Genomic DNA, 19,312 nt, shown 5'->3' with positions numbered 1-19,312 from the left:
CACGGACGCTCCCCGCGAGGGCACCGCGGGCCCCCGCCCCGACTCCGCCGCGACGGGCCGCCGCGCCGGCGCCGCGGGCACCCGTGCGCCCCGGGTCGACGTCGCCGAACTCGTCCGCGTCCGCACCCGCCACCCCGAGGCGATCGCCGAGGCCGCCGCCCGCCGGGCCCGCAGACCGCTGCTGAACGAGAACGGCCGGCTGATGATCGTCGCCGCCGACCACCCGGCCCGCGGCGCCCTCGGTGTCGGCGACCGCAAGCTCGCCATGGCCAACCGCGCCGACCTGCTCGAACGCCTCTGCCTCGCGCTGTCCCGGCCCGGCGTCGACGGGGTCCTCGCCACCGCCGACATCCTGGACGACCTGCTCCTGCTCGGCGCCCTGGACCACAAGGTCGTCATGGGCTCCATGAACCGCGGCGGGCTGCAGGGCGCCAGCTTCGAGCTGGACGACCGGTTCACCGGCCACCGCCCGGAGGACATCGAGCGCCTCGGCTTCGACGCGGGCAAGCTGCTGCTGCGCGTCGACTACGCCGACCCGGGCTCCCTGACCACCCTGGAGTCCACCGCCCGCGCCATCGACGCCATGGCCGCGCGCCGGCTGCCGGTGTTCGTCGAGCCGTTCATCAGCCGCCGCACCCCCGAAGGGAAGCTGACGAACGACCTGTCCGCCGAGGCGGTCACCCGGTCCATCGCCATCGCCTCCGGACTCGGCGGCTCCTCGGCCTACACCTGGCTGAAGGTGCCGGTCACCGAGAACCCCGACGACATGGCCCGGGTCATGGAGACCTCCACCCTGCCCGCCGTACTGCTCGGCGGGGACATAGGCGACTCGCCGGAGGACCAGGTCGCCGCGTACGAGAAGTGGCGCGGCGCGCTCCGGCTCCCCACCGTGCGCGGCCTGGTGGTCGGCCGCTCGCTGCTGTACCCGGCGGACGGCGATGTGGCCGCCGCCGTGGACACCGCCGTAGGACTGCTGTGAGGGCCGCATGACCAGCACCGATCTGCATCTGCCCCGGGGCGCCACCGCGAACGCCCCGTACGTCGTCGACATCGACCCCAAGTTGGCCGGCTGGACACACAGCAGCCTGCGTGTCGTCGAGTTGGCGCCCGGCGGCAGCCATACGTTCACCACCGGGGACAGTGAGTGGATCGTGCTTCCGCTGGAAGGCGGATGTACCGTACAAATTGAGACTGCGTCATCCGAGCAGGCCGAGTTCCAACTCCTGGGCCGGGGGAGCGTGTTCGCGGAGGTCTCCGACTTCGCGTACGCGCCCCGGGACGCCCGGGTCCTGATCGCCTCCGGCGCGGGAGGCCGCTTCGCCCTGGCAGGAGCGAAGTGCGAGCGACGACTCCCCGCCCGCTACGGCCCCGCGCCGGAGGTCCCCGTCGAGGAGCGCGGCAGCGGCAGTTGCGCCCGCCGGGTGCGCAACTTCGCCTCCGCGGACTCCTTCGACTGCGACAGGCTGATCGCCGTAGAGGTGATCACCCCCGGCGGCAACTGGTCCTCGTACCCGCCGCACAAGCACGACGAGCACCGGCCGGGCGAGGAGTCCGAGCTGGAGGAGATCTACTACTTCGAGATCGACGGTCCGAACGGACTCGGCTACCAGCGGGTGTTCCCCTCGCGGGAGGGCGGATCCGACGTCCTCGCCGAGGTCCGCTCCGGCGACGCCGTCCTCGTCCCGGACGGCTGGCACGGTCCGTCCATCGCCCAGCCCGGGCACGACATGTACTACCTCAACGTCATGGCCGGCCCGGGGGAGACCCGGGAGTGGCGGATCTGCTTCCACCCCGACCACACGCAGACCACAGGGGGGTACCGATGACGATCCGGCTGACCGTCGCCCAGGCGCTCGTCCGCTTCCTCGCCGCCCAGTACACCGAACGGGACGGCGCGCGGCAGCGGCTGATCGGCGCCACCTGGGGCATCTTCGGGCACGGCAACGTCGCCGGCCTCGGCCAGGCGCTGATCGAGTACGCCGATGTCATGCCGTACCACCAGGGCCGCAACGAGCAGTCCATGGTGCACGCGGCCGTCGGCTACGCCCGCCAGTCGAACCGCCTGTCCACGCACGCGGTCACCACCTCGATCGGCCCCGGCGCGACCAACCTCGTCACCGGCGCCGCCCTCGCCACCATCAACCACCTGCCGGTGCTGCTCCTGCCCGGCGACGTCTTCGCCACCCGCCCCGCCGACCCGGTCCTGCAGCAGCTGGAGGTGCCGTACGCGGGCGATGTGTCGGTCAACGACACGCTGCGCCCGGTGTCGAAGTACTTCGACCGCATCACCCGGCCGGAGGCCCTGATCCCGAGCGCGCTCCAGGCCATGCGGGTCCTCACCGACCCGGTGGAGACCGGCGCGGTCACCCTCGCCCTGCCGCAGGACGTCCAGGCGGAGGGGTTCGACTGGCCGGAGGAGTTCTTCGCCGAGCGCGTGTGGACCGTACGGCGGCCGGGCGCGGACCCGGCCGAGCTGGCGGAGGCGGTCCGGGCGATCCGTGCCGCCGCCAGGCCGCTGGTCGTCGCCGGCGGCGGAGTCCACCACAGCCGGGCCGAGGAGGCCCTCGCGGAGTTCGCGTCGGCGACCCGCATCCCGGTCGCCTCCACCCAGGCCGGCAAGGGCTCACTCCGGTACGACCATCCGCAGGACGTCGGCGGCATCGGCCACACCGGCACCGCCACCGCCGACGAGCTGGCCCGCACCGCCGACCTGGTGATCGGCGTCGGCACCCGCTACACCGACTTCACCACCGCCTCCGGCACCCTCTTCCAGAACCCGGACGTCCGCTTCCTCAACCTCAACATCGCACCCTTCGACGGCCACAAGCTGGCCGGACTCCCGCTGATCGCCGACGCCCGCAGCGGCCTGGAGGAGCTGACCGAGCGGCTGGGGATGCACGGCCACCGGGTCGCCGACGCCTACGTCCGCGCGTACACCGAGGACAAGGAGCGCTGGGAGCAGCGCGTCGACGCCTGCTTCGAGGCCCGGGAAGCCGACGTACGGCCGACCCAGCCGCAGGTCATCGGCGCCCTGGACGCGCTGGTGGACGAGTCGGACATCATCATCAACGCGGCCGGCTCGCTCCCCGGCGACCTGCACAAGCTGTGGCGGGCCCGCTCGGCCGACCAGTACCACCTGGAGTACGGCTACTCCTGCATGGGCTACGAGATCCCGGCCGCCCTCGGCGTGAAGCTGGCCGCGCCCGAGCGGAACGTATGGGCGCTGGTCGGCGACGGCACGTACCTGATGATGCCGACGGAGATCGTGACCGCCGTCCAGGAGGGCATCGCGATCAAGATGCTGCTGGTGCAGAACCACGGGTACGCGTCCATCGGCGGGCTGTCGGAGTCGGTGGGCGGCGAGCGGTTCGGCACGGCCTACCGCTTCCCGAGCGAGGAGGGCACGTACACCGGCGCCCCGCTGCCCGTCGACCTCGCGGCCAACGCGGCCAGCCTCGGCATGCGGGTGCTGCGCGCCACGACCGTACGGGACCTGCGCGCGGCGCTCGCCGAGGCGCGGGACGCCGACACTCCCACATGTGTCTACGTGGAGACCGAAACGTCCGACACTGTGTCGGGCGCGCCCGAAGCGCAGGCCTGGTGGGATGTTCCTGTGGCCGAGACCGCGACCCGACCCTCCGCGGTCAAGGCACGTGAGCTGTACGAACGGCACGTCTCGACCCGACGCCGCCATCTGTGAGAAGGAGTCTTAGGGCATGACGAAGATCGTCAACCACTGGATCGGCGGCAAGACCGTCGACGGTGCGTCGGGCGCGTACGGGCCGGTCACCGACCCGGCCACCGGCGCGGTCACCACGAAGGTCGCGTTCGCGTCGGTCGAGGAGGTGGACGCGGCGGTCGCGGCGGCCAAGGACGCCTATCGCACCTGGGGCCAGTCCTCGCTGGCCCAGCGCACGTCCATCCTCTTCAAGTTCCGGGCGCTGCTCGACGCCCACCGGGACGAGATCGCCGAGCTGATCACCGCCGAACACGGCAAGGTGCACTCCGACGCGCTCGGCGAGGTCGCGCGCGGCCTGGAGATCGTGGACCTGGCCTGCGGGATCAACGTCCAGCTCAAGGGCGAGCTGTCCACGCAGGTCGCCAGCCGGGTCGACGTGGCCGCCATCCGCCAGCCGCTCGGTGTCGTCGCCGGCATCACGCCGTTCAACTTCCCGGCGATGGTCCCGATGTGGATGTTCCCGATCGCCATCGCCTGCGGCAACACCTTCGTGCTGAAGCCGAGCGAGAAGGACCCGTCGGCGTCGGTCAGGATCGCCGAGCTGCTCGCCGAGGCCGGTCTGCCCGACGGCGTCTTCAACGTCGTCCACGGCGACAAGGTGGCCGTCGACCGTCTGCTGGAGCACCCGGACGTCAAGGCCGTCTCCTTCGTCGGCTCCACCCCGATCGCCCGCTACATCCACACCACCGCCTCCGCCCACGGCAAGCGCGTGCAGGCCCTCGGCGGTGCCAAGAACCACATGCTGGTGCTGCCGGACGCCGACCTGGACGCGGCGGCCGACGCGGCGGTCTCGGCGGCCTACGGCTCCGCGGGCGAGCGCTGCATGGCCATCTCGGCGGTCGTCGCCGTGGGCTCCATCGGCGACACGCTGGTCGAGAAGATCCGCGAGCGCGCCGAGAAGATCAAGATCGGTCCGGGCAACGACCCGGCGTCCGAGATGGGCCCGCTGATCACCGCCGCCCACCGCGACAAGGTGGCCTCCTACGTCTCCGGCGCCGCCGCGGAGGGCGCCGAGGTGGTGCTCGACGGGACCGGCTACACCGTCGAGGGCTTCGAGGACGGCCACTGGATCGGCATCTCGCTGCTGGACAAGGTGCCGACCAGCGCGAAGGCGTACCAGGACGAGATCTTCGGCCCGGTGCTGTGCGTGCTGCGCGTCGACACCTACGAGGAGGGCGTGGCCCTCATCAACGCGTCCCCGTTCGGCAACGGCACCGCGATCTTCACCCGGGACGGCGGCGCCGCCCGCCGCTTCCAGCTGGAGATCGAGGCGGGCATGGTCGGCGTGAACGTGCCGATCCCGGTGCCGGTGGGCTACCACTCCTTCGGCGGCTGGAAGGACTCGCTCTTCGGCGACCACCACATCTACGGCAACGACGGCACGCACTTCTACACCCGCGGCAAGGTCGTCACCACGCGCTGGCCCGACCCGGCCGACGCCCCGGCGGGCGTGGACCTGGGCTTCCCGCGCAACCACTGAGCCGGACGGCACGGTGCCCCGCCTTCCCCCGCGCCGGGGGAAGGCGGGGCACCGCCGTGCTCAGCCCTGCTGCTCCTTGACCATCTCGGTGAGGTCGGCGATGCGCGCGGCGGGCGGGGCCTTCACGGCGGCCGTCTTGCCGAACTTGTCGAAGTCCATGCTGATGGTCATCGTGCCCAGCTTCTGCTTCAGCCGCACCGGCAGGTCGCCGGAGCCGACCCACACGTCCATGGCGATCGACTTCGCTCCGGTCGCCGCGCCCATGGGGCTGCCCTCGCCGTAGGCGTCCGCGAACTTGCCCATGCCCGCCTTGTCGATCACGGCCCGGTAGTGCGTGGTGCGCTGCCCGTTCACGGTCTCCGTGCCGAGGTTGTCGACGTCCTTGGCGTACTTCAGGCCCTTCATCGAAGCGGAGGGGCTGCCGTTGTCCCCGCTGAAGGCCTGGGCGCCCTTCTTGCCGAACACGGCCGAACCGTCGACCTTGATCCAGTCCTTGCCCTGGTAGGGGCCGGAGCGGAAGGCGTCGACGTCGTAGTAGTAGGCGCCGTCGACGAACAGGACGCGCGTCGTGGGGGAGTGGTTCACGTCCTGCATGTTCGCGGCCTTGGTGTCCATCTCCACGTCGAAGGCGTACCCGTCGCCCCAGGAGTACGTGCCCTCCATGGCGACCGGGCCGCTGGTGTCGGTGTCGACCGTCATGCTCACCTCGGCCGAACCGAGCTGCTCCGTGCGGTCCGTCGCCCGGGCCAGCGCGGCCATCGCGGGGCCGGCCTTGTCGGCCGCCCTGACGGTCTTCTTCGCGCTCTCCGTGCCGCAGCCGGAGGCCGCCACCAGCGCCGCTGCCGTGAAGCCCACCCAGACGGCGGTGTTCCGCTTCCTCATGTCCCCACCCCTAGAGCTGTGTGCCTGCTGTGTGCGGGGCGCACTCTATCGGCCATGTCTGACATGGACGCGATCCGGTGGGGCCGTCCGAATACCGGACGGCTGACATTTTTTTGACACCTTGGCTGCGGTTCTCGTTCTGGGGGGATGAAACGGGTGACGAAGGGGTTGCTGGGAGGTGACCTTTGAAAGCAAGGTCACATTCGGCCTGGGCTTGGTGGATGCGCCTACAGGGCGTCACGGCCTGGGAAAGTGATGCTCGATTCGACCCTCCGGAGCTGCGGATTCCGTAGGTAAACGGCCATTGACGCGGCGGTTTTCGTCGGGGTTCTCTATGCAGCGCCGGGAGCGGACGAGACGAACGTACGACGATCCGCCGGAGGCGATAGCGCTCCCGACCCCACCCTCAGTCGCACAAGTCGATCGGAACCGCCGTATGACCGACACGCTCCAGAAGTCCGTGGTAGACACCGCGACGGCCCCCGCACCGGGGCTGAAGCGTTCCATCGGTGTCGTCGGCGGCACGCTGCTGACGCTGTCCTGCGTCACGCCCGCCTCCACGCTCTTCGTGGTCGTCCCCGATCTGTTCGGTTCCCTCGGTACCGCCACCGCCCTGACGATCGCCATCGGCTCCCTCCTCTGTATCGCCGTGGCGTTCTGCTACTCCGAGCTGGGCACCCTCATCCCCAGCGCGGGCGGCGAGTACGCCATGGTGTCGACGATGGCCGGGCGGCTCGCGGGCTGGCTGGTCTTCGTGCTCTCCCTGCTGGTCGTGATGATCGTGCCGCCGGTGATCGCGATGGGCACGGCGGACTACCTCGCCCCCCTCGTCCACCTCGACCCGTCCATGACCGGCGCCGGCGTCATGCTGCTGGCCACCCTCGCCGGCCTGCTCGACCTGCGCGCCAACGCCTGGATCACCGGCGTCTTCCTGGTCCTGGAGGTCGTCGCCGCCGGGGTCGTCGCCGTGCTCGGCTTCTCGCACGGCCACCGCGGGGCGGGCAGCCTGGTCTCCTTCCAGGTGGCCGGCGCCGACGGGCACACGGACACCGTGACCGCCATGCTGATCGTCTCCGGGCTCGCCATCGCCCTCTTCGTCACCCAGGGCTTCTCCACCGCCGTCTACCTCTCCGAGGAACTGGAGAACCCGCGCCGCAACGTCGCCCGGACCGTGCTCGCCACCCTCGCCATCTCCGCCGTGGTCATCCTGGTGCCGGTCGCCGCGATCACCATGGGCGCCTCCGACCTGGCGGAACTGACCGGCGGCGACATCAGCTCCATGGTCACCGCCTGGTCGAACTCCGCGGTCGGCACCTTCGTCAGCCTCTGCGTGGCCCTCGCGATCATCAACGCGGGCATCGTCATGGTCATCCAGAACTCCCGCGTCCTGTTCGCCTCCGCCCGCGACAAGGCCTGGCCCGGCCCGGTCAACGCCCTCTTCTCCAAGCTCGGCCGCTTCGGCTCCCCCTGGGTGGCCACCCTCGCGGTCGGCGTCCCCGGCGCGGTCCTCTGCTTCGTCAACCTCGACACCCTGTACGGCGTCACCGGCGTCTCGGTGACCGGCATGTACCTGCTGGTCGCGATCGCCGCCCTGCTCGCCCGCCGCGGCTCCCACCGGCACACGCCCGCCTGGCGGATGCCGCTGTGGCCCGCGATGCCGGTCCTGCTCATCGCCGTCCTGACGTACATCCTGACCCAGCAGGAGACCGGCTACCTGCTGTGGACCGGCGGCATCACCGCGGTCGCCACCCTCTACTGGGCCCTCTACCTCCGCCCGCGCCGCGACACCCACTGGCGGGTGTCGATCCCGGAGGACGCGCAGGCCTGACCGCGCCCCGTACCACGAGCGCGGTACAGAGCCCCTCCCCCGTACTCCTGGGGGAGGGGCCCCCGTTCAACCCCCGGTCGGCAGCCATGGTCGGTACCGCCCCGTACCGTTGACACATGGATCTTCGACTGTCCGCCCTGCGGAGCTTCCTGCGGCGGCCCCGTCGGCTCACCGCCGCCGTGGCCGCCGTTGCGGTGCTCGCCGGTGCCGGGACGTGGACGGCGGCCGTCGCCTCCGACGACACCCGGACCGTGCGCCGAAGCGACAGGGTCCTGGCGGTCGACGGGGTGCGCCTGGACACCTCGTACTTCACCCCGGCCGACGCCGGCCGCCACCCCGCCGTCCTGCTCGCGCACGGCTTCGGCGGCAGCAAGGACGACATGCGCCGGCAGGCCGAGGACCTCGCCCGGGACGGGTACGCGGTCCTGACCTGGTCCGCGCGCGGCTTCGGCAGGTCCACCGGGAAGATCGGCCTCAACGACCCCAAGGGCGAGGTCGCCGACGTCTCCCGGCTCATCGACTGGCTCGCCGGGCAGCCCCAGGTGCGGCTCGACAAGCCCGGCGACCCGCGCGTGGGCCTGGCCGGCGGCTCCTACGGCGGCGCGGTCTCGCTGCTCGCCGCCGGTCACGACCACCGGGTCGACGCCATCGCCCCGGCGATCACCTACTGGGACCTCGCGGACGCCCTGTTCCCGAACGGCGTGTTCAAGAAGCTGTGGGCCGGCGTCTTCTTCAACAACGGCGGCGGCTGCGCGAAGTTCGAACCCGCGCTGTGCCGGATGTACGACCGGGTCGCCGAGTCCGGCACCCCCGACCCGGCCGCCCGGAAGCTGCTCCGGGAGCGCTCGCCGTCCGCCGTCGGCGACCGCATCAAGGTGCCCACCCTGCTCGTGCAGGGGCAGACGGACTCCCTGTTCACCCTCGACCAGGCCGACGCCGCCCAGAAGGCGATCCGCGCGAACGGCGCCCCCGTCGCCGTCGACTGGATCGCCGGCGGCCACGACGGCGGCGACATGGAGACCGACCGGGTCGAGGCACGCGTGCGTGCCTGGTTCGACCGGTATCTGAAGGGCGACCGGTCCGCCGACACCGGCCCGGCGTTCCGGATCACCCGCACCGGAGGCATCGACTCCACCGACGGCACCGCCCAGTTGCGCGGCGCGAGCGCGCCCGCCTACCCGGGCCTGCGTGACCACCGGCGCGCCATCGCCCTCACCGGCCGCACCCAGCACGTCACCAACCCGGCCGGGGCCAGCCCGCCCGGCGTCTCCGCCCTGCCCGGCCTCGGCGGCTCCGGCGGCCTCGCCCAGCTGTCCGCGCTCGGCGTCGGCGTCTCCCTGGACTTCCCCGGCCAGTTCGCCGCGTTCGACTCGGCCCCGCTCACCCGCGACCTGCGCATCACCGGCACCCCCACCGCCACCGTCCGCGTCAGCTCCACCGCCGAGGACGCCGTCCTGTTCGGCAAGGTCTACGACGTCGGCCCCGACGGCAGCCGGCAGGTGCTGCCCGCCCAGCTCGTCGCCCCCTTCCGGGTGACCGGCGCCCGGACCGGCAAGGACGTCACCGTCACCCTCCCGGCGATCGACCACGAGGTGCAGAGGGGCCACCGGCTCCGCCTGGTCCTCGCCTCCACCGACCTCGGCTACGCCTCACCGGCCGCCCCGGCGACGTACACCGTCTCCCTGAAGGGCGACCTGAGCGTGCCGACGGCTCCGGCCGTCACCACCGCCGCCGCGCCCCTGCCCGCCTGGGTCTGGTGGCTGCCCGCGGCCGGCGCGGTCGCCGCCCTCGCCCTGCTGCTCACCACCCGCCGCCGGACGTCCGCCCCCGCACCCGACCCGGAGCTGGCCGACATCCCGCTGGTGATCAAGGACCTGAGCAAGCGGTACGCCGGTTCCACCGAGCGGTACGCCGTCCGCGGCCTCTCCTTCCGCGTCGAGAAGGGCCAGGTCCTCGGCCTGCTCGGACCCAACGGCGCGGGCAAGACCACCACCCTGCGCATGCTGATGGGTCTGATCCGGCCGGACGAGGGCGAGATCCGCGTCTTCGGCCACGCGATCCGGCCCGGCGCGTCCGTGCTCTCCCGGGTCGGCGCGTTCGTGGAGGGCGCCGGCTTCCTGCCCCACCTGTCCGGCCGGGAGAACCTGGAGCTGTACTGGCGGGCCACCGGCCGCCCGCCGGAGGACGCCCACCTCGACGAGGCCCTGGAGATCGCCGGCCTCGGCGACGCGCTCGCCCGCGCGGTGCGCACGTACTCCCAGGGCATGCGCCAGCGCCTGGCCATCGCCCAGGCCATGCTCGGCCTGCCCGACCTGCTCATCCTGGACGAGCCCACCAACGGCCTGGACCCGCCCCAGATCCGCGAGATGCGCGAGGTGATGATCCGCTACGCGGCCGGCGGCCGCACGGTGATCGTCTCCAGCCATCTGCTCGCCGAGGTCGAGCAGTCCTGCACCCACCTGGTGGTCATGGACCGGGGTCGGCTCGTGCAGGCCGGACCGGTCCGGGAGATCGTCGGCTCCGGCGACACCCTGCTGGTCGGCACCGCCGCACCGGTGGAGGAGCCGGTGGCGGAGAAGGTGGGCGCGCTGCCCGGCGTCGCCTCCGCCGTGCGCACCGACGACGGGCTGCTGGTCCGGCTCGAACCCGGCGGCACGGCCGAGCAGCTGGTCGTGGAGCTGGTGCGGCTGGAAGTGCCGGTCGCCTCGGTCGGCCCGCACCGCCGCCTGGAAGACGCCTTCCTCACCCTGATCGGAGGTTCCGCATGAGCACGCTCACCGAGGTCGCCTCCGGCTATCAGGCGGGGCGCACCCTGCCGCTGCGGGTCGAGCTGGTCCGCCAGCTCAAGCGGCGGCGCACCCTCGTCATGGGCGCGATCCTGGCCGTCCTGCCCTTCGTGCTGCTGATCGCCTTCGCGGTCGGCGGCGACCCGGGCGGCCGGAACAGCCAGGTCACGCTGATGGACACGGCCACCGCCTCCGGCGCCAACTTCGCCGCCGTCAACCTCTTCGTCTCGGCGGGCTTCCTGCTGGTGATCCCGGTCGCCCTGTTCTGCGGGGACACGGTCGCCTCCGAGGCCAGCTGGTCCTCGCTGCGCTATCTGCTGGCCGCGCCGGTGCCGCGGGCCCGGCTGCTGTGGTCGAAGCTCGTCGTGGCGCTCGGGCTGAGCCTCGCGGCGATGGTGCTGCTGCCGCTCGTGGCGCTCGCCGCCGGCACGGCCGCCTACGGCTGGGGGCCGCTGGAGATCCCCACCGGCGGCGCGCTGGACACGGGTACGGCGGCCCGGCGGCTCCTGGTGGCCGTGGCGTACATCTTCGTGTCCCAGCTGGTCACCGCCGCACTGGCGTTCTGGCTGTCCACCAAGACGGACGCCCCGCTCGGCGCGGTCGGCGGCGCCGTCGGCCTGACCATCGTCGGGAACGTCCTGGACGCGGTCACCGCCCTCGGCCACTGGCGGGACTTCCTGCCCGCGCACTGGCAGTTCGCCTGGGCCGACGCCGTGCAGCCCCGCCCCGAGTGGTCCGGCATGATCCAGGGCACCGCGCTCTCCCTGACGTACGCCCTGGTGCTGTTCGCCCTGGCCTTCCGGGGCTTCGCCCGCAAGGACGTCGTCTCCTAGCCGTGATCCCGTCCCGCGCGCCCCATTGACCTTTCCTTACTTCCGAGTAAGTTGACTCACCGGTAAGGACCGTCGGCCGTACCGCCACCGGGAGCCGTCATGGGCGTACGCAGGGATCTGAAACGGGCACGGCAGCGGACCGATCTCGTGGACCGCGCCACGGTGGAGATCGTCCGGGACGCCACCGGCGCGGTGCGCGAGGTGCGGGCCGCGCCCCTGGCACCCCCGCTCACCTCCGGCTCCCTGGCCGACCTGCCGTTCACGCACGCGGCCGAGACCCCGGAAGCGGTGCTGCTGCGCCGCCGCGACCGCACCGGCACCTGGCGCCCGGTCACGGCCGCGGCCTTCGCCGCCGAGGTGGCCGCCGTGGCCAAGGGACTGATCGCCGCCGGACTCGAACCGGGCGGCCGGGTCGCCGTGATGTCCCGCACCCGCTACGAGTGGACCGTCCTCGACTTCGCGATCTGGGCGGCCGGCGGCCAGTCCGTGCCGGTCTACCCGACCTCCTCCGCCGAGCAGGTCGAGTGGATCGTCCGCGACTCCGGCGCCCGGTTCGCCGTCACCGAGACCGTCGAGAACGCGGCCACGGTCACCACCGCCACGGCCGGCCACCCGCACCCGCCCCGGCTGTGGCAACTGGACGCCGGGGCACTCGCCGACCTCACCACCCTCGGCCGGGCCGTCCCCGACGACGACCTCGCCGAACGGCGCGCCACGCCGACCCCCGACACCGTCGCCACCCTCTGCTACACCTCCGGCACCACCGGCCGGCCCAAGGGCTGCGTCCTCACCCACGCCAACCTGCACGCCGAGGCCGCCAACACCGTCGAGCTGCTGCACCCGGTCTTCCAGGCCGTCACCGGCCGGACCGCGTCCACCCTGCTCTTCCTGCCCCTCGCCCACATCCTCGGCCGCACCCTGCAACTGGCCTGCCTGCTGGCCCGGATCGAGACCGGTCACTTCCCGAGCGTCAGGCCCGACGAGCTGCGGCCCGCGCTCAAGGAGTTCCGGCCGACGTTCCTGGTCGGGGTGCCGTACCTGTTCGAGAAGATCCACGACACCGGGCGGGCCACCGCCGAGAAGATCGGCCGGGCCGCCTCCTTCGACCGCGCCGAGCGGATCGCCGTCCGCTTCGGCGAGGCCCACCTGCGCCGCTTCCTCGGCACCGGCAAGGGACCGGGCCCCGGCCTGTACGCCGCCTGGGCGCTGTACGACCTGCTGGTCTACCGCCGCATCCGCAAGGAGCTGGGCGGCCGGATGCGGTACGCGGTCAGCGGCGGCTCCCCGCTGGACCGCAACCTCAACCTGTTCTTCCACGCGGCCGGCATCGTCGTCTACGAGGGCTACGGCCTGACCGAGACCAGCGCCGCCGCCACGATCGTGCCCCCGCTCAGCCCCCGCCCCGGCACGGTCGGCCGGCCGGTGCCGGGCGTGTCCGTGCGCATCGCCGACGACGGCGAGGTGCTGATCAAGGGCGGCATCGTCTTCGGGTCGTACTGGAACAACCCGGCCGCCACCGACGCCGTGCTGCACGACGGCTGGTTCGCCACCGGCGACCTGGGCGCGCTGGACGACGACGGCTATCTCACCATCACGGGCCGCAAGAAGGACATCCTCGTCACCTCCGGCGGCAAGAACGTCTCGCCGGCCGTCCTGGAGGACCGGCTGCGCAGCCGCTCACCCGTCGGCCAGTGCCTGGTCGTCGGCGACAACCGGCCCTTCGTCGCCGCCCTGATCACCCTGGACCCGGAGGCGCTCGCCCACTGGCTGGCGGTACGGAAGCTGCCCCCGGACACCCCGCTGTCCGAGCTGGTGCGCGACGAGCGGCTGCGCGCCGAGGTGCAGAAGGCGGTCGACTACGCCAACGAGGCCGTCTCCCGCGCCGAGTCGATCCGCGCGTTCGCACTGGTGGAGGGGGAGTTCACCGAGGAGAACGGGCTGCTGACGCCCTCGCTGAAGGTCAAGCGGCACGCGGTGACGGCCGCGTACGCCGAGCGGATCGAGGAGCTGTACCGCCGCTGACACGCCGAAGCGGGCCGCCGAACCACTCGGCGGCCCGCTTCGCGTGCTGGGTCAGCCCTCGCCGTTCTGGGACAGGATCGACACGTCCTCCAGCAGGTGCGCCAGCGCGCCGTCGCGCTTGACGTTCGAGGAGTTCTCGGTGCACTGCTGCTGCATGTGGTCGGACAGGATCGGAATGTCCTGAACATTGACACCGATCAGGGCGCCGACGCCGATCGGGAGGTCGGTCACGGCGATGCACGGCTTGTTGAAAGAGCCCTGGATCAGGGCGATCTGCGGGCTCATGTTCCCGTACGTGGCCGAGTTGCCGTAGCTCTGCCAAGCGCCATTGCCGTTGGCGGCGGTCGGCCCGCTGTCGTTTCCGATCGCCAGCGCCTGCGGTGCCGCGGCAGCGGAGGCGCCCAAGGCCGAAGCGGCGACGGCCGCAGTGGCAACAATCTTCTTGATCACTGGCCAGTCCTTTCTGAGGAAACCCCGTCCACCGGAGCGCTTTGGTCAACTCCGCGGCCCGTGCTTGGTTTCTGCCGTTCACCCCGTCGGCCGATCCGGTGGACTGGTGGTGTGTTTGTCGGATGGGCACTTTCCGTCACCTCTTGGGCGTTTGGGCTCCAACCGAGTGAATCGGCGGAACCATTCCCGATGTGCCGGGTTGATGAGGCCGTAGGGCATGCGTCGCTACGAGGAAAGGAACGCGAAGTGCTCAAGAAGGCAATGGTCGCCGCCGCGACCGCCGCTTCTGTCGTGGGAATGGCGGTGGCGGCCGCGCCGCAGGCGCTTGCCATCGGCAACGACGACGGACCGACCGTCGCGAATGGCAACGGCGCCGCGTCGTCGTGGGGCAACTCGGCGACGAAGGGCGACATGAGCCCGCAGCTCTCGCTGGTTCAGGGGTCCCTCAACAAGCCGTGCGTCGGTGTCCAGGACCTGGACGTCGGCATCGCCGCGCTCATCGGTGTCGTGGTCCAGGACATCCCGATCCTGTCGGACCACCTGCAGCAGCAGTGCAACGACAACTCCACGAACGCCAAGCGCGACGGTGCGATCTCGCACGTCCTGGAGGACCTGTCGGTTCTCTCGGCCAACGGCGAAGGCTGAGCCGATCTGGCGTGGCCCGGGCAGTCCGCTGCATCGTCTGCGGGCCGCCCGGGCCTTTTTCCCACCGAATTCAGGCGAGGGAGAAACGCGTGAGGAAAGCGGTGCGATCGAGTGATTATCGCGCGGTCCGCGTTCCGCGGTCTCCTGTTGTGTCAATCCCTCGTTCCGTGCCGCGACCGTTCACGTCGTGCTCGCACGGTTCTGGCCGTCATCGGGGCATGACCCCAGAGAAGGGAACACTCATGAAGAAGACCGTCGCTGCCGTTACGGGCGCCATCCTGGCCCTGGGTCTGGGCGGACCCGCCTTCGCCGACGCCGGTGCGGGTGCCGCGGCCGCCCACTCGCCGGGCGTGCTGTCCGGCAACGTGATCCAGATCCCGGTCCACGTGCCGATCAACGTCTGCGGCAACACCGTCGACATCATCGCTCTGCTGAACCCGGCGTTCGGCAACGCCTGCGTCAACAACTGAGGTTCGCCCGCGCATCCCACCAGCTTCCCCGGCTGAGTACTGGCCGGTCTCGGACCGTTGATCGCGTTCCGGGGCCGGCCTTCCCACTTCTTCGAGCAGGAAGACCACGAGATTGCGACAGACTCTCAGCAAGGGCATGGCCGTGGCCGCCGCCGCGACCGGCATGCTGTCCTTGTACGGCGGCGCCGCGCTCGCCGACTCCCACGCGCAGGGCGCCGCCCAGGGTTCCCCCGGGGTGCTGGCCGGTAACAACGTCCAGGTGCCGGTGAACGTCCCGGTCAATGTCTGCGGCAATTCCGTCGACGCGGGCGCGGCGTTGAACCCGGCCTTCGGCAACTCCTGTGCCGCGGCCGGCCACGGATCGACGGGGCGGGGCGGCAGCGAGCACTCCGAGGACGACCGCGACGACCACACCGGTTACGGCACCTCCGACGACTCCACCGGCCGGCCGGGCCCCGGTGACGACCACTCCGCACCCCCGCGCGGCGGCGAGACGACCCCGCCCGCGACCGGGGGACACGGGACCACGCCGCCGGCACACGGGGAAGAGACGGCCCCGCCGGCTCACGGCGGCGAGACCACTCCGCCCGCGCCCGGCGGAGACAAGACCGCCCCGCCCGCGCACGGCGGGAACGACAAGAACATCCCGCCCGCGCCCGCGTACGGGGAGGACGAAACCACCCCGCCCGCGCAGGGCGGCGGCAGGACCACGCCACCCCCCTACGGCGGCGACGAGACGACTCCGCCTCCCTACGGCGGCGACGAGACGACTCCGCCTCCCTACGGCGGCGACGAGACGACTCCGCCTCCCTACGGCGGCGACGAGACGACTCCGCCTCCCTACGGCGGCGGCGAGACGACCCCGCCGGGCGGTGGCCACAGCACCCCACCGGGCGGTGGCCACAGCACCCCACCGGGCGGTGGCCACAGCACCCCACCGGGTGGCGGGCACAGCACGCCCCCCGGCGGTGGCCACAGCACGCCGCCCGGTGGCGGTCACAGCACGCCCCCGGGTACCGGTCACACCCCGCCGCCCGGCGGTGGCGGGGGCGGCGGGGAGCACCCCGGGCAGCCGCAGCCGCAGCCGCCCATGCTCCCGCACACCGGCGGTGACGGCCGGACGATGATGGCGACCTCGGCCGCCAGCGCCGCGCTGATCGCGGCCGGGGCGATCCTGTACCGGCGAGGCCGGGCCGCCACCCGTCGATGACGCGCGGGGTGCCGGGCCGAGCCCCCGGCACCCCGCCCCGCACCAGCAGGTCGTACACCGGCAGCTGCGCGCCCGCTCCTTCTTCCCCTTCCCTCTTTTCTCCCCTCCTTCCATACGCCCGTGCGGGGGTTCGGCGGCCCCGAAGCGATATCCGCTCGGGCGTTCGGCATAGGGATGTGACGGAACGTCGGTAGCCGGTGGAGGAGAGGGGAGCGGGCATGGCTCCACGACAGCGCAGGGCCCGGTCCGGGCGGCGGGCCGTCGTCGCGGTGGCGGTCGCCGCGTCGGCCGCGCTGGCGGCCGGCCCCGGGTATGCCGCGGGCCCGCCGCTCCCCACGACCCGCACGCCCCCCGTCCCGGCGCCCTTCGGGGCCTTCCTCGACTCCGGGCCCCGCGGGGTCGCGCGGATCGCCGAGCTGAGTCGCTGGCTCGGCGGGACCGAGCTGAAGGTCGCCCACACCTACCTGCCCGGCGGCCAGTGGCGGGACATCGAGGGCCCGCCCGGCTTCCTGGACGTATGGGCGCACTGGCGGCGGCAGAAGGCGGACCGGACGCTCGTCCTCAACGTGCCGATGCAGGAGCGCAACGAGGAGGACGTCCCGGACGACGAGGTCCGGCGGCTGCTGCGGCAGGCCGCGGCCGGCGCGTTCGACCACCACTTCAGGAACCTGGCCGAACGGCTGGTGCGGCTGCGGGTGCCGGACACGGTGATCGTGCTCGGCTGGGAGATGAACGGCATCACCTACACCCATCGCTGCGGACCGGACCCGCAGGCCTGGAAGACGTACTGGAACAGGATCGTCGCCGCCATGCGCGCGGTGCCGGGCCAGAGATTCCGGTTCGACTTCACGCCGAGCCGCGGCCGGGACGCCGTGCCCTGGACCGAGTGCTATCCCGGGGACGACACGGTCGACATCATCGGCATGGACGCCTACGACCAGCCGAGCGGCATGTCGTTCGACGAACAGGTCCGTGAGCCTTACGGCCTCCGGCACCACGTGGATTTCGCGCACTCCCACGGCAAGCCCCTTTCCTTCCCGGAATGGGGGCTGTTCCGCAACGGCGACAACGCCGCGTACATGCGGCGCATGCTCGCCTGGATCGACGCGCACCGGCCGCTGTACCAGACGCTGACCGACTACTGCCCGCACGGCGTGTGGCAGTGCGCGGCCAACCCGCGCTCGTCGCGGGTCTACCGGGCCGCTCTGTACGGCCGCACCGCACAGCCGGCGCCGACTCCCGCCCCGCGGCCCCCGGCCGGCTGCCCACCGCCGGACCCGGGTGACTGGATCGGGTCCTGGCTCGGCGGAAAGCCCTGTGTCCGCTGGGACCGGCGGTCGCGGAGCCGTTAGCGCCGACCGCGTTCCCGCCACCGGTGCAGCACTTCCCTGCCCCGCTGCCGGACGGCCGCGTCACACAGCGCGGCCGTCAGCAGCGGGGCGGTGCGCCGCCGGGCCATGAGCAGCCGCCGGTTCACGACCCGTTCGGGCCGCCAGTGACGCTTGTACGGCTCGTCGCCGCGCAGCAGGCTCAGCGTGCCCCGCTGCCCGCCGCCGCTGTGCTCGGCGCAGGCCTCCAGCAGCATCACCGCCACGTCCGCCTTCCGTTGTCGCAGACCCGGATGGGCGCCGTAGAGGTAGCCGCCGGCCAGGCTGCCGGAGAGCAGCGTCACGTCGACCACCACCACTTCGCCGTCGAGCAGGAACTCGGTGACCACCGCGTTCCCCGAGCGCACCATCTCGCCCACCGCGCGCACCAGATGCTCGCGGAACCGGGGCCGCAGGTGCTCGCCCGTCACCTTCCGCCCCTGCCACTGCAACCGGTGCAGCTCCAGCAGCCGGCCGAGCGCCGCCTCCACCCCCTCCGCGCCCACCACGCGCCGCCGTACACCCAGCGCGGTCAGCCGGCGCAGCTGGGCCCGCGCCCGCTGGCCGGACTTGCCCGACGGGAGCCGGGCGATCAGCTCGTCCATGGGCACGGCGGGCAGCTCCAGGCACGGCGAGTCGCGGACCGTGCGGCGCGGCCCGCGCCAGCGGTCGTAGACCCGCTCCACCGCTCCGCCCGGGCGCACCTCGCGGAAGTCGACCAGTGCCGTGCGGGCCGCGTCCGCGAGCGCCTCGGTCAGCGCACCGGCCGCCCGCCCGTCGTCCCCGTCGTCCAGCAGCACGTCCGTGTAGTCGGAGATCGGCGCGCCGAGCGGCACCAGCGCGGGCAGCGGCCGGTGGACCAGCATCAGCGGCGCGACGGCCACCAGTTCCCGGCCGGCCCGCACCACCAGCAGCCGCAGCCGCCCGGGCCGGCCGTACGACAGCCACCACGAGTGCAGCCAGGCGTGGCTCTGGAACGGGGTCGCGGCGGCGCACCGCCCGTACAGCCGTCCCCAGGCGGGGCCCAGCGCGGCGAAGGCGGCCTCGTCGGTGACGAGTTCGGTGACGAGGTCCGGGCGGCGGGCGGGGCTCGCCGTGCCCAGCGGGTAGGTGGCGGTCACCGCTGGCCGTGCGCGTCGACGGCGACGGCCGGGCCGGGCACCCGGGCCGGGAGCACCCGCTCCGGTGCGGGCCGGCGCCCCGGGCGTACCAGCAGCGCGAGGGCGCCGAGCAGCCCGCCCGCGCTCGCCCCGACCAGTGCGGTCACCCCGGCGGACGGCGTGGCCGGCTCGCTCGGCCGCACCGCGCGGGAGAACGGGAGGAGTCCGACGTGCGTGGCGGCCTTGGCGGCGTTGGCGTGCCGGGTGAGCGCGCGGGCGACCGCGTCGGCCATGGCGGCGGCCCGGGCCGGGTCCACGGAGGTGGCGGAGACGGCCACCATCGGGGCGTCCGGCGAGGTCGCCGTGCGCACGCCGGAGCGCAGGGCGCTCACCGGCACCCCGGCCTGCTCCTGGGCGTCGCCGAGCACCGCGACCTGGGTGGCGACCCGGCCGTAGGCCTGGGCGAAGCCGAGCGCGGTGGCGGTGTCGGCGCCCTCGCC

General features: G+C 72.7%; 16 protein-coding genes. 12 read left to right on the top strand and 4 right to left on the bottom strand.

What is annotated here, in order from left to right:
• Positions 1-142: 142 nt before the first annotated feature.
• Genes CCN44_RS04515 through mmsA form a run of 4 tightly spaced genes read left to right on the top strand, consistent with a single transcriptional unit; the run spans position 143 to position 5,219 of the window.
• Positions 143-979: a Cgl0159 family (beta/alpha)8-fold protein gene (locus tag CCN44_RS04515; protein WP_059254995.1), complete on the top strand. Its 837-nt coding sequence runs from the start codon at positions 143-145 to the stop codon at positions 977-979.
• 7 nt (positions 980-986) lie between these two features.
• A complete protein-coding gene (iolB, locus tag CCN44_RS04510) occupies positions 987-1,826 on the top strand; it encodes a 5-deoxy-glucuronate isomerase (RefSeq protein WP_086696913.1) in 840 nt (279 codons plus the stop codon).
• Complete coding sequence (gene iolD / locus CCN44_RS04505; protein ID WP_086696912.1) at positions 1,823-3,700, top strand: 3D-(3,5/4)-trihydroxycyclohexane-1,2-dione acylhydrolase (decyclizing); 1,878 nt, start codon at positions 1,823-1,825, stop codon at positions 3,698-3,700. Before iolB ends, iolD begins: the two co-directional genes overlap by 4 nt.
• 16 nt (positions 3,701-3,716) lie before the next feature.
• A complete protein-coding gene (gene mmsA, locus CCN44_RS04500) occupies positions 3,717-5,219 on the top strand; it encodes a CoA-acylating methylmalonate-semialdehyde dehydrogenase (protein ID WP_086696911.1) in 1,503 nt (500 codons plus the stop codon).
• 60 nt (positions 5,220-5,279) lie between these two features.
• On the opposite strand, the gene CCN44_RS04495 is transcribed toward mmsA, so the two are convergent.
• The gene (locus CCN44_RS04495; RefSeq protein WP_086696910.1) at positions 5,280-6,101 is read right to left on the bottom strand and encodes an SCO4651 family lipoprotein; all 822 of its coding nucleotides are present in this window, start codon (positions 6,099-6,101) and stop codon (positions 5,280-5,282) included.
• 436 nt (positions 6,102-6,537) lie between these two features.
• On the opposite strand from CCN44_RS04495, the gene CCN44_RS04490 reads away from it, so the two are divergent.
• The 4 genes from CCN44_RS04490 (at position 6,538) to CCN44_RS04475 (ending at position 13,570) form a co-directional block, all read left to right on the top strand.
• Complete coding sequence (locus CCN44_RS04490; RefSeq protein WP_086696909.1) at positions 6,538-7,929, top strand: APC family permease; 1,392 nt, start codon at positions 6,538-6,540, stop codon at positions 7,927-7,929.
• 116 nt (positions 7,930-8,045) lie between these two features.
• A complete protein-coding gene (locus CCN44_RS04485) occupies positions 8,046-10,697 on the top strand; it encodes a CocE/NonD family hydrolase (protein ID WP_086696908.1) in 2,652 nt (883 codons plus the stop codon).
• Entirely contained in the window at positions 10,694-11,548 is an 855-nt protein-coding gene (locus CCN44_RS04480) for an ABC transporter permease (RefSeq protein WP_086696907.1), read from the top strand. Before CCN44_RS04485 ends, CCN44_RS04480 begins: the two co-directional genes overlap by 4 nt.
• A gap of 99 nt (positions 11,549-11,647) precedes the next feature.
• On the top strand, positions 11,648-13,570 hold the full coding sequence (locus CCN44_RS04475) for an AMP-dependent synthetase/ligase (protein WP_059249642.1): 1,923 nt from the start codon (positions 11,648-11,650) through the stop codon (positions 13,568-13,570).
• A gap of 51 nt (positions 13,571-13,621) precedes the next feature.
• Here CCN44_RS04475 and CCN44_RS04470 read toward each other — a convergent pair whose 3' ends face one another.
• Positions 13,622-14,020, bottom strand: a complete 399-nt coding sequence (locus tag CCN44_RS04470) for a rodlin (protein ID WP_059249641.1) — start codon at positions 14,018-14,020, stop codon at positions 13,622-13,624.
• Positions 14,021-14,266: 246 nt separating this feature from the next.
• On the opposite strand from CCN44_RS04470, the gene CCN44_RS04465 reads away from it, so the two are divergent.
• The 4 genes from CCN44_RS04465 (at position 14,267) to CCN44_RS43070 (ending at position 17,697) form a co-directional block, all read left to right on the top strand.
• Entirely contained in the window at positions 14,267-14,665 is a 399-nt protein-coding gene (locus CCN44_RS04465; RefSeq protein ID WP_059249640.1) for a rodlin, read from the top strand.
• A gap of 242 nt (positions 14,666-14,907) precedes the next feature.
• A complete protein-coding gene (locus CCN44_RS04460; protein WP_059249639.1) occupies positions 14,908-15,135 on the top strand; it encodes a chaplin in 228 nt (75 codons plus the stop codon).
• A gap of 112 nt (positions 15,136-15,247) precedes the next feature.
• The gene (locus CCN44_RS04455) at positions 15,248-16,345 is read left to right on the top strand and encodes a chaplin family protein (protein ID WP_086696906.1); all 1,098 of its coding nucleotides are present in this window, start codon (positions 15,248-15,250) and stop codon (positions 16,343-16,345) included.
• A 218-nt stretch (positions 16,346-16,563) separates the two neighbouring features.
• Positions 16,564-17,697 carry a glycoside hydrolase family 26 protein gene (locus tag CCN44_RS43070; RefSeq protein WP_107502045.1) on the top strand — a complete coding sequence of 378 codons (1,134 nt, stop codon included), beginning with the start codon at positions 16,564-16,566 and terminating at the stop codon, positions 17,695-17,697.
• Here the strand turns inward: CCN44_RS43070 and CCN44_RS04445 are convergent.
• Both CCN44_RS04445 and CCN44_RS04440 read right to left on the bottom strand, forming a co-directional pair.
• Positions 17,694-18,833: a GNAT family N-acetyltransferase gene (locus CCN44_RS04445; protein ID WP_086696905.1), complete on the bottom strand. Its 1,140-nt coding sequence runs from the start codon at positions 18,831-18,833 to the stop codon at positions 17,694-17,696. The genes CCN44_RS43070 and CCN44_RS04445 overlap by 4 nt on opposite strands.
• A partial coding sequence (locus tag CCN44_RS04440; protein ID WP_086696923.1) for a lipopolysaccharide biosynthesis protein occupies positions 18,830-19,312 on the bottom strand: 483 nt, incomplete at its 5' end. The genes CCN44_RS04440 and CCN44_RS04445, both read right to left, overlap by 4 nt.

Origin of the sequence: Streptomyces tricolor, assembly GCF_002155905.1 — a bacterium.
In the GTDB taxonomy this organism is placed as follows: domain Bacteria; phylum Actinomycetota; class Actinomycetes; order Streptomycetales; family Streptomycetaceae; genus Streptomyces; species Streptomyces tricolor.
This window is presented reverse-complemented; position numbering and strand designations above follow the sequence as displayed.

What these genes read in the sequence shown, in the direction of transcription:
- iolB (WP_086696913.1), top strand. Translation starts at nt 987, where the DNA reads ATGACCAGCACCGATCTGCATCTGCCCCGGGGCGCCACCGCGAACGCC.
- iolD (WP_086696912.1), top strand. Translation starts at nt 1,823, where the DNA reads ATGACGATCCGGCTGACCGTCGCCCAGGCGCTCGTCCGCTTCCTCGCC.
- mmsA (WP_086696911.1), top strand. Translation starts at nt 3,717, where the DNA reads ATGACGAAGATCGTCAACCACTGGATCGGCGGCAAGACCGTCGACGGT.
- CCN44_RS04495 (WP_086696910.1), bottom strand. Translation starts at nt 6,101, where the DNA reads ATGAGGAAGCGGAACACCGCCGTCTGGGTGGGCTTCACGGCAGCGGCG.
- CCN44_RS04490 (WP_086696909.1), top strand. Translation starts at nt 6,538, where the DNA reads ATGACCGACACGCTCCAGAAGTCCGTGGTAGACACCGCGACGGCCCCC.
- CCN44_RS04485 (WP_086696908.1), top strand. Translation starts at nt 8,046, where the DNA reads ATGGATCTTCGACTGTCCGCCCTGCGGAGCTTCCTGCGGCGGCCCCGT.
- CCN44_RS04480 (WP_086696907.1), top strand. Translation starts at nt 10,694, where the DNA reads ATGAGCACGCTCACCGAGGTCGCCTCCGGCTATCAGGCGGGGCGCACC.
- CCN44_RS04475 (WP_059249642.1), top strand. Translation starts at nt 11,648, where the DNA reads ATGGGCGTACGCAGGGATCTGAAACGGGCACGGCAGCGGACCGATCTC.
- CCN44_RS04460 (WP_059249639.1), top strand. Translation starts at nt 14,908, where the DNA reads ATGAAGAAGACCGTCGCTGCCGTTACGGGCGCCATCCTGGCCCTGGGT.
- CCN44_RS43070 (WP_107502045.1), top strand. Translation starts at nt 16,564, where the DNA reads ATGGCTCCACGACAGCGCAGGGCCCGGTCCGGGCGGCGGGCCGTCGTC.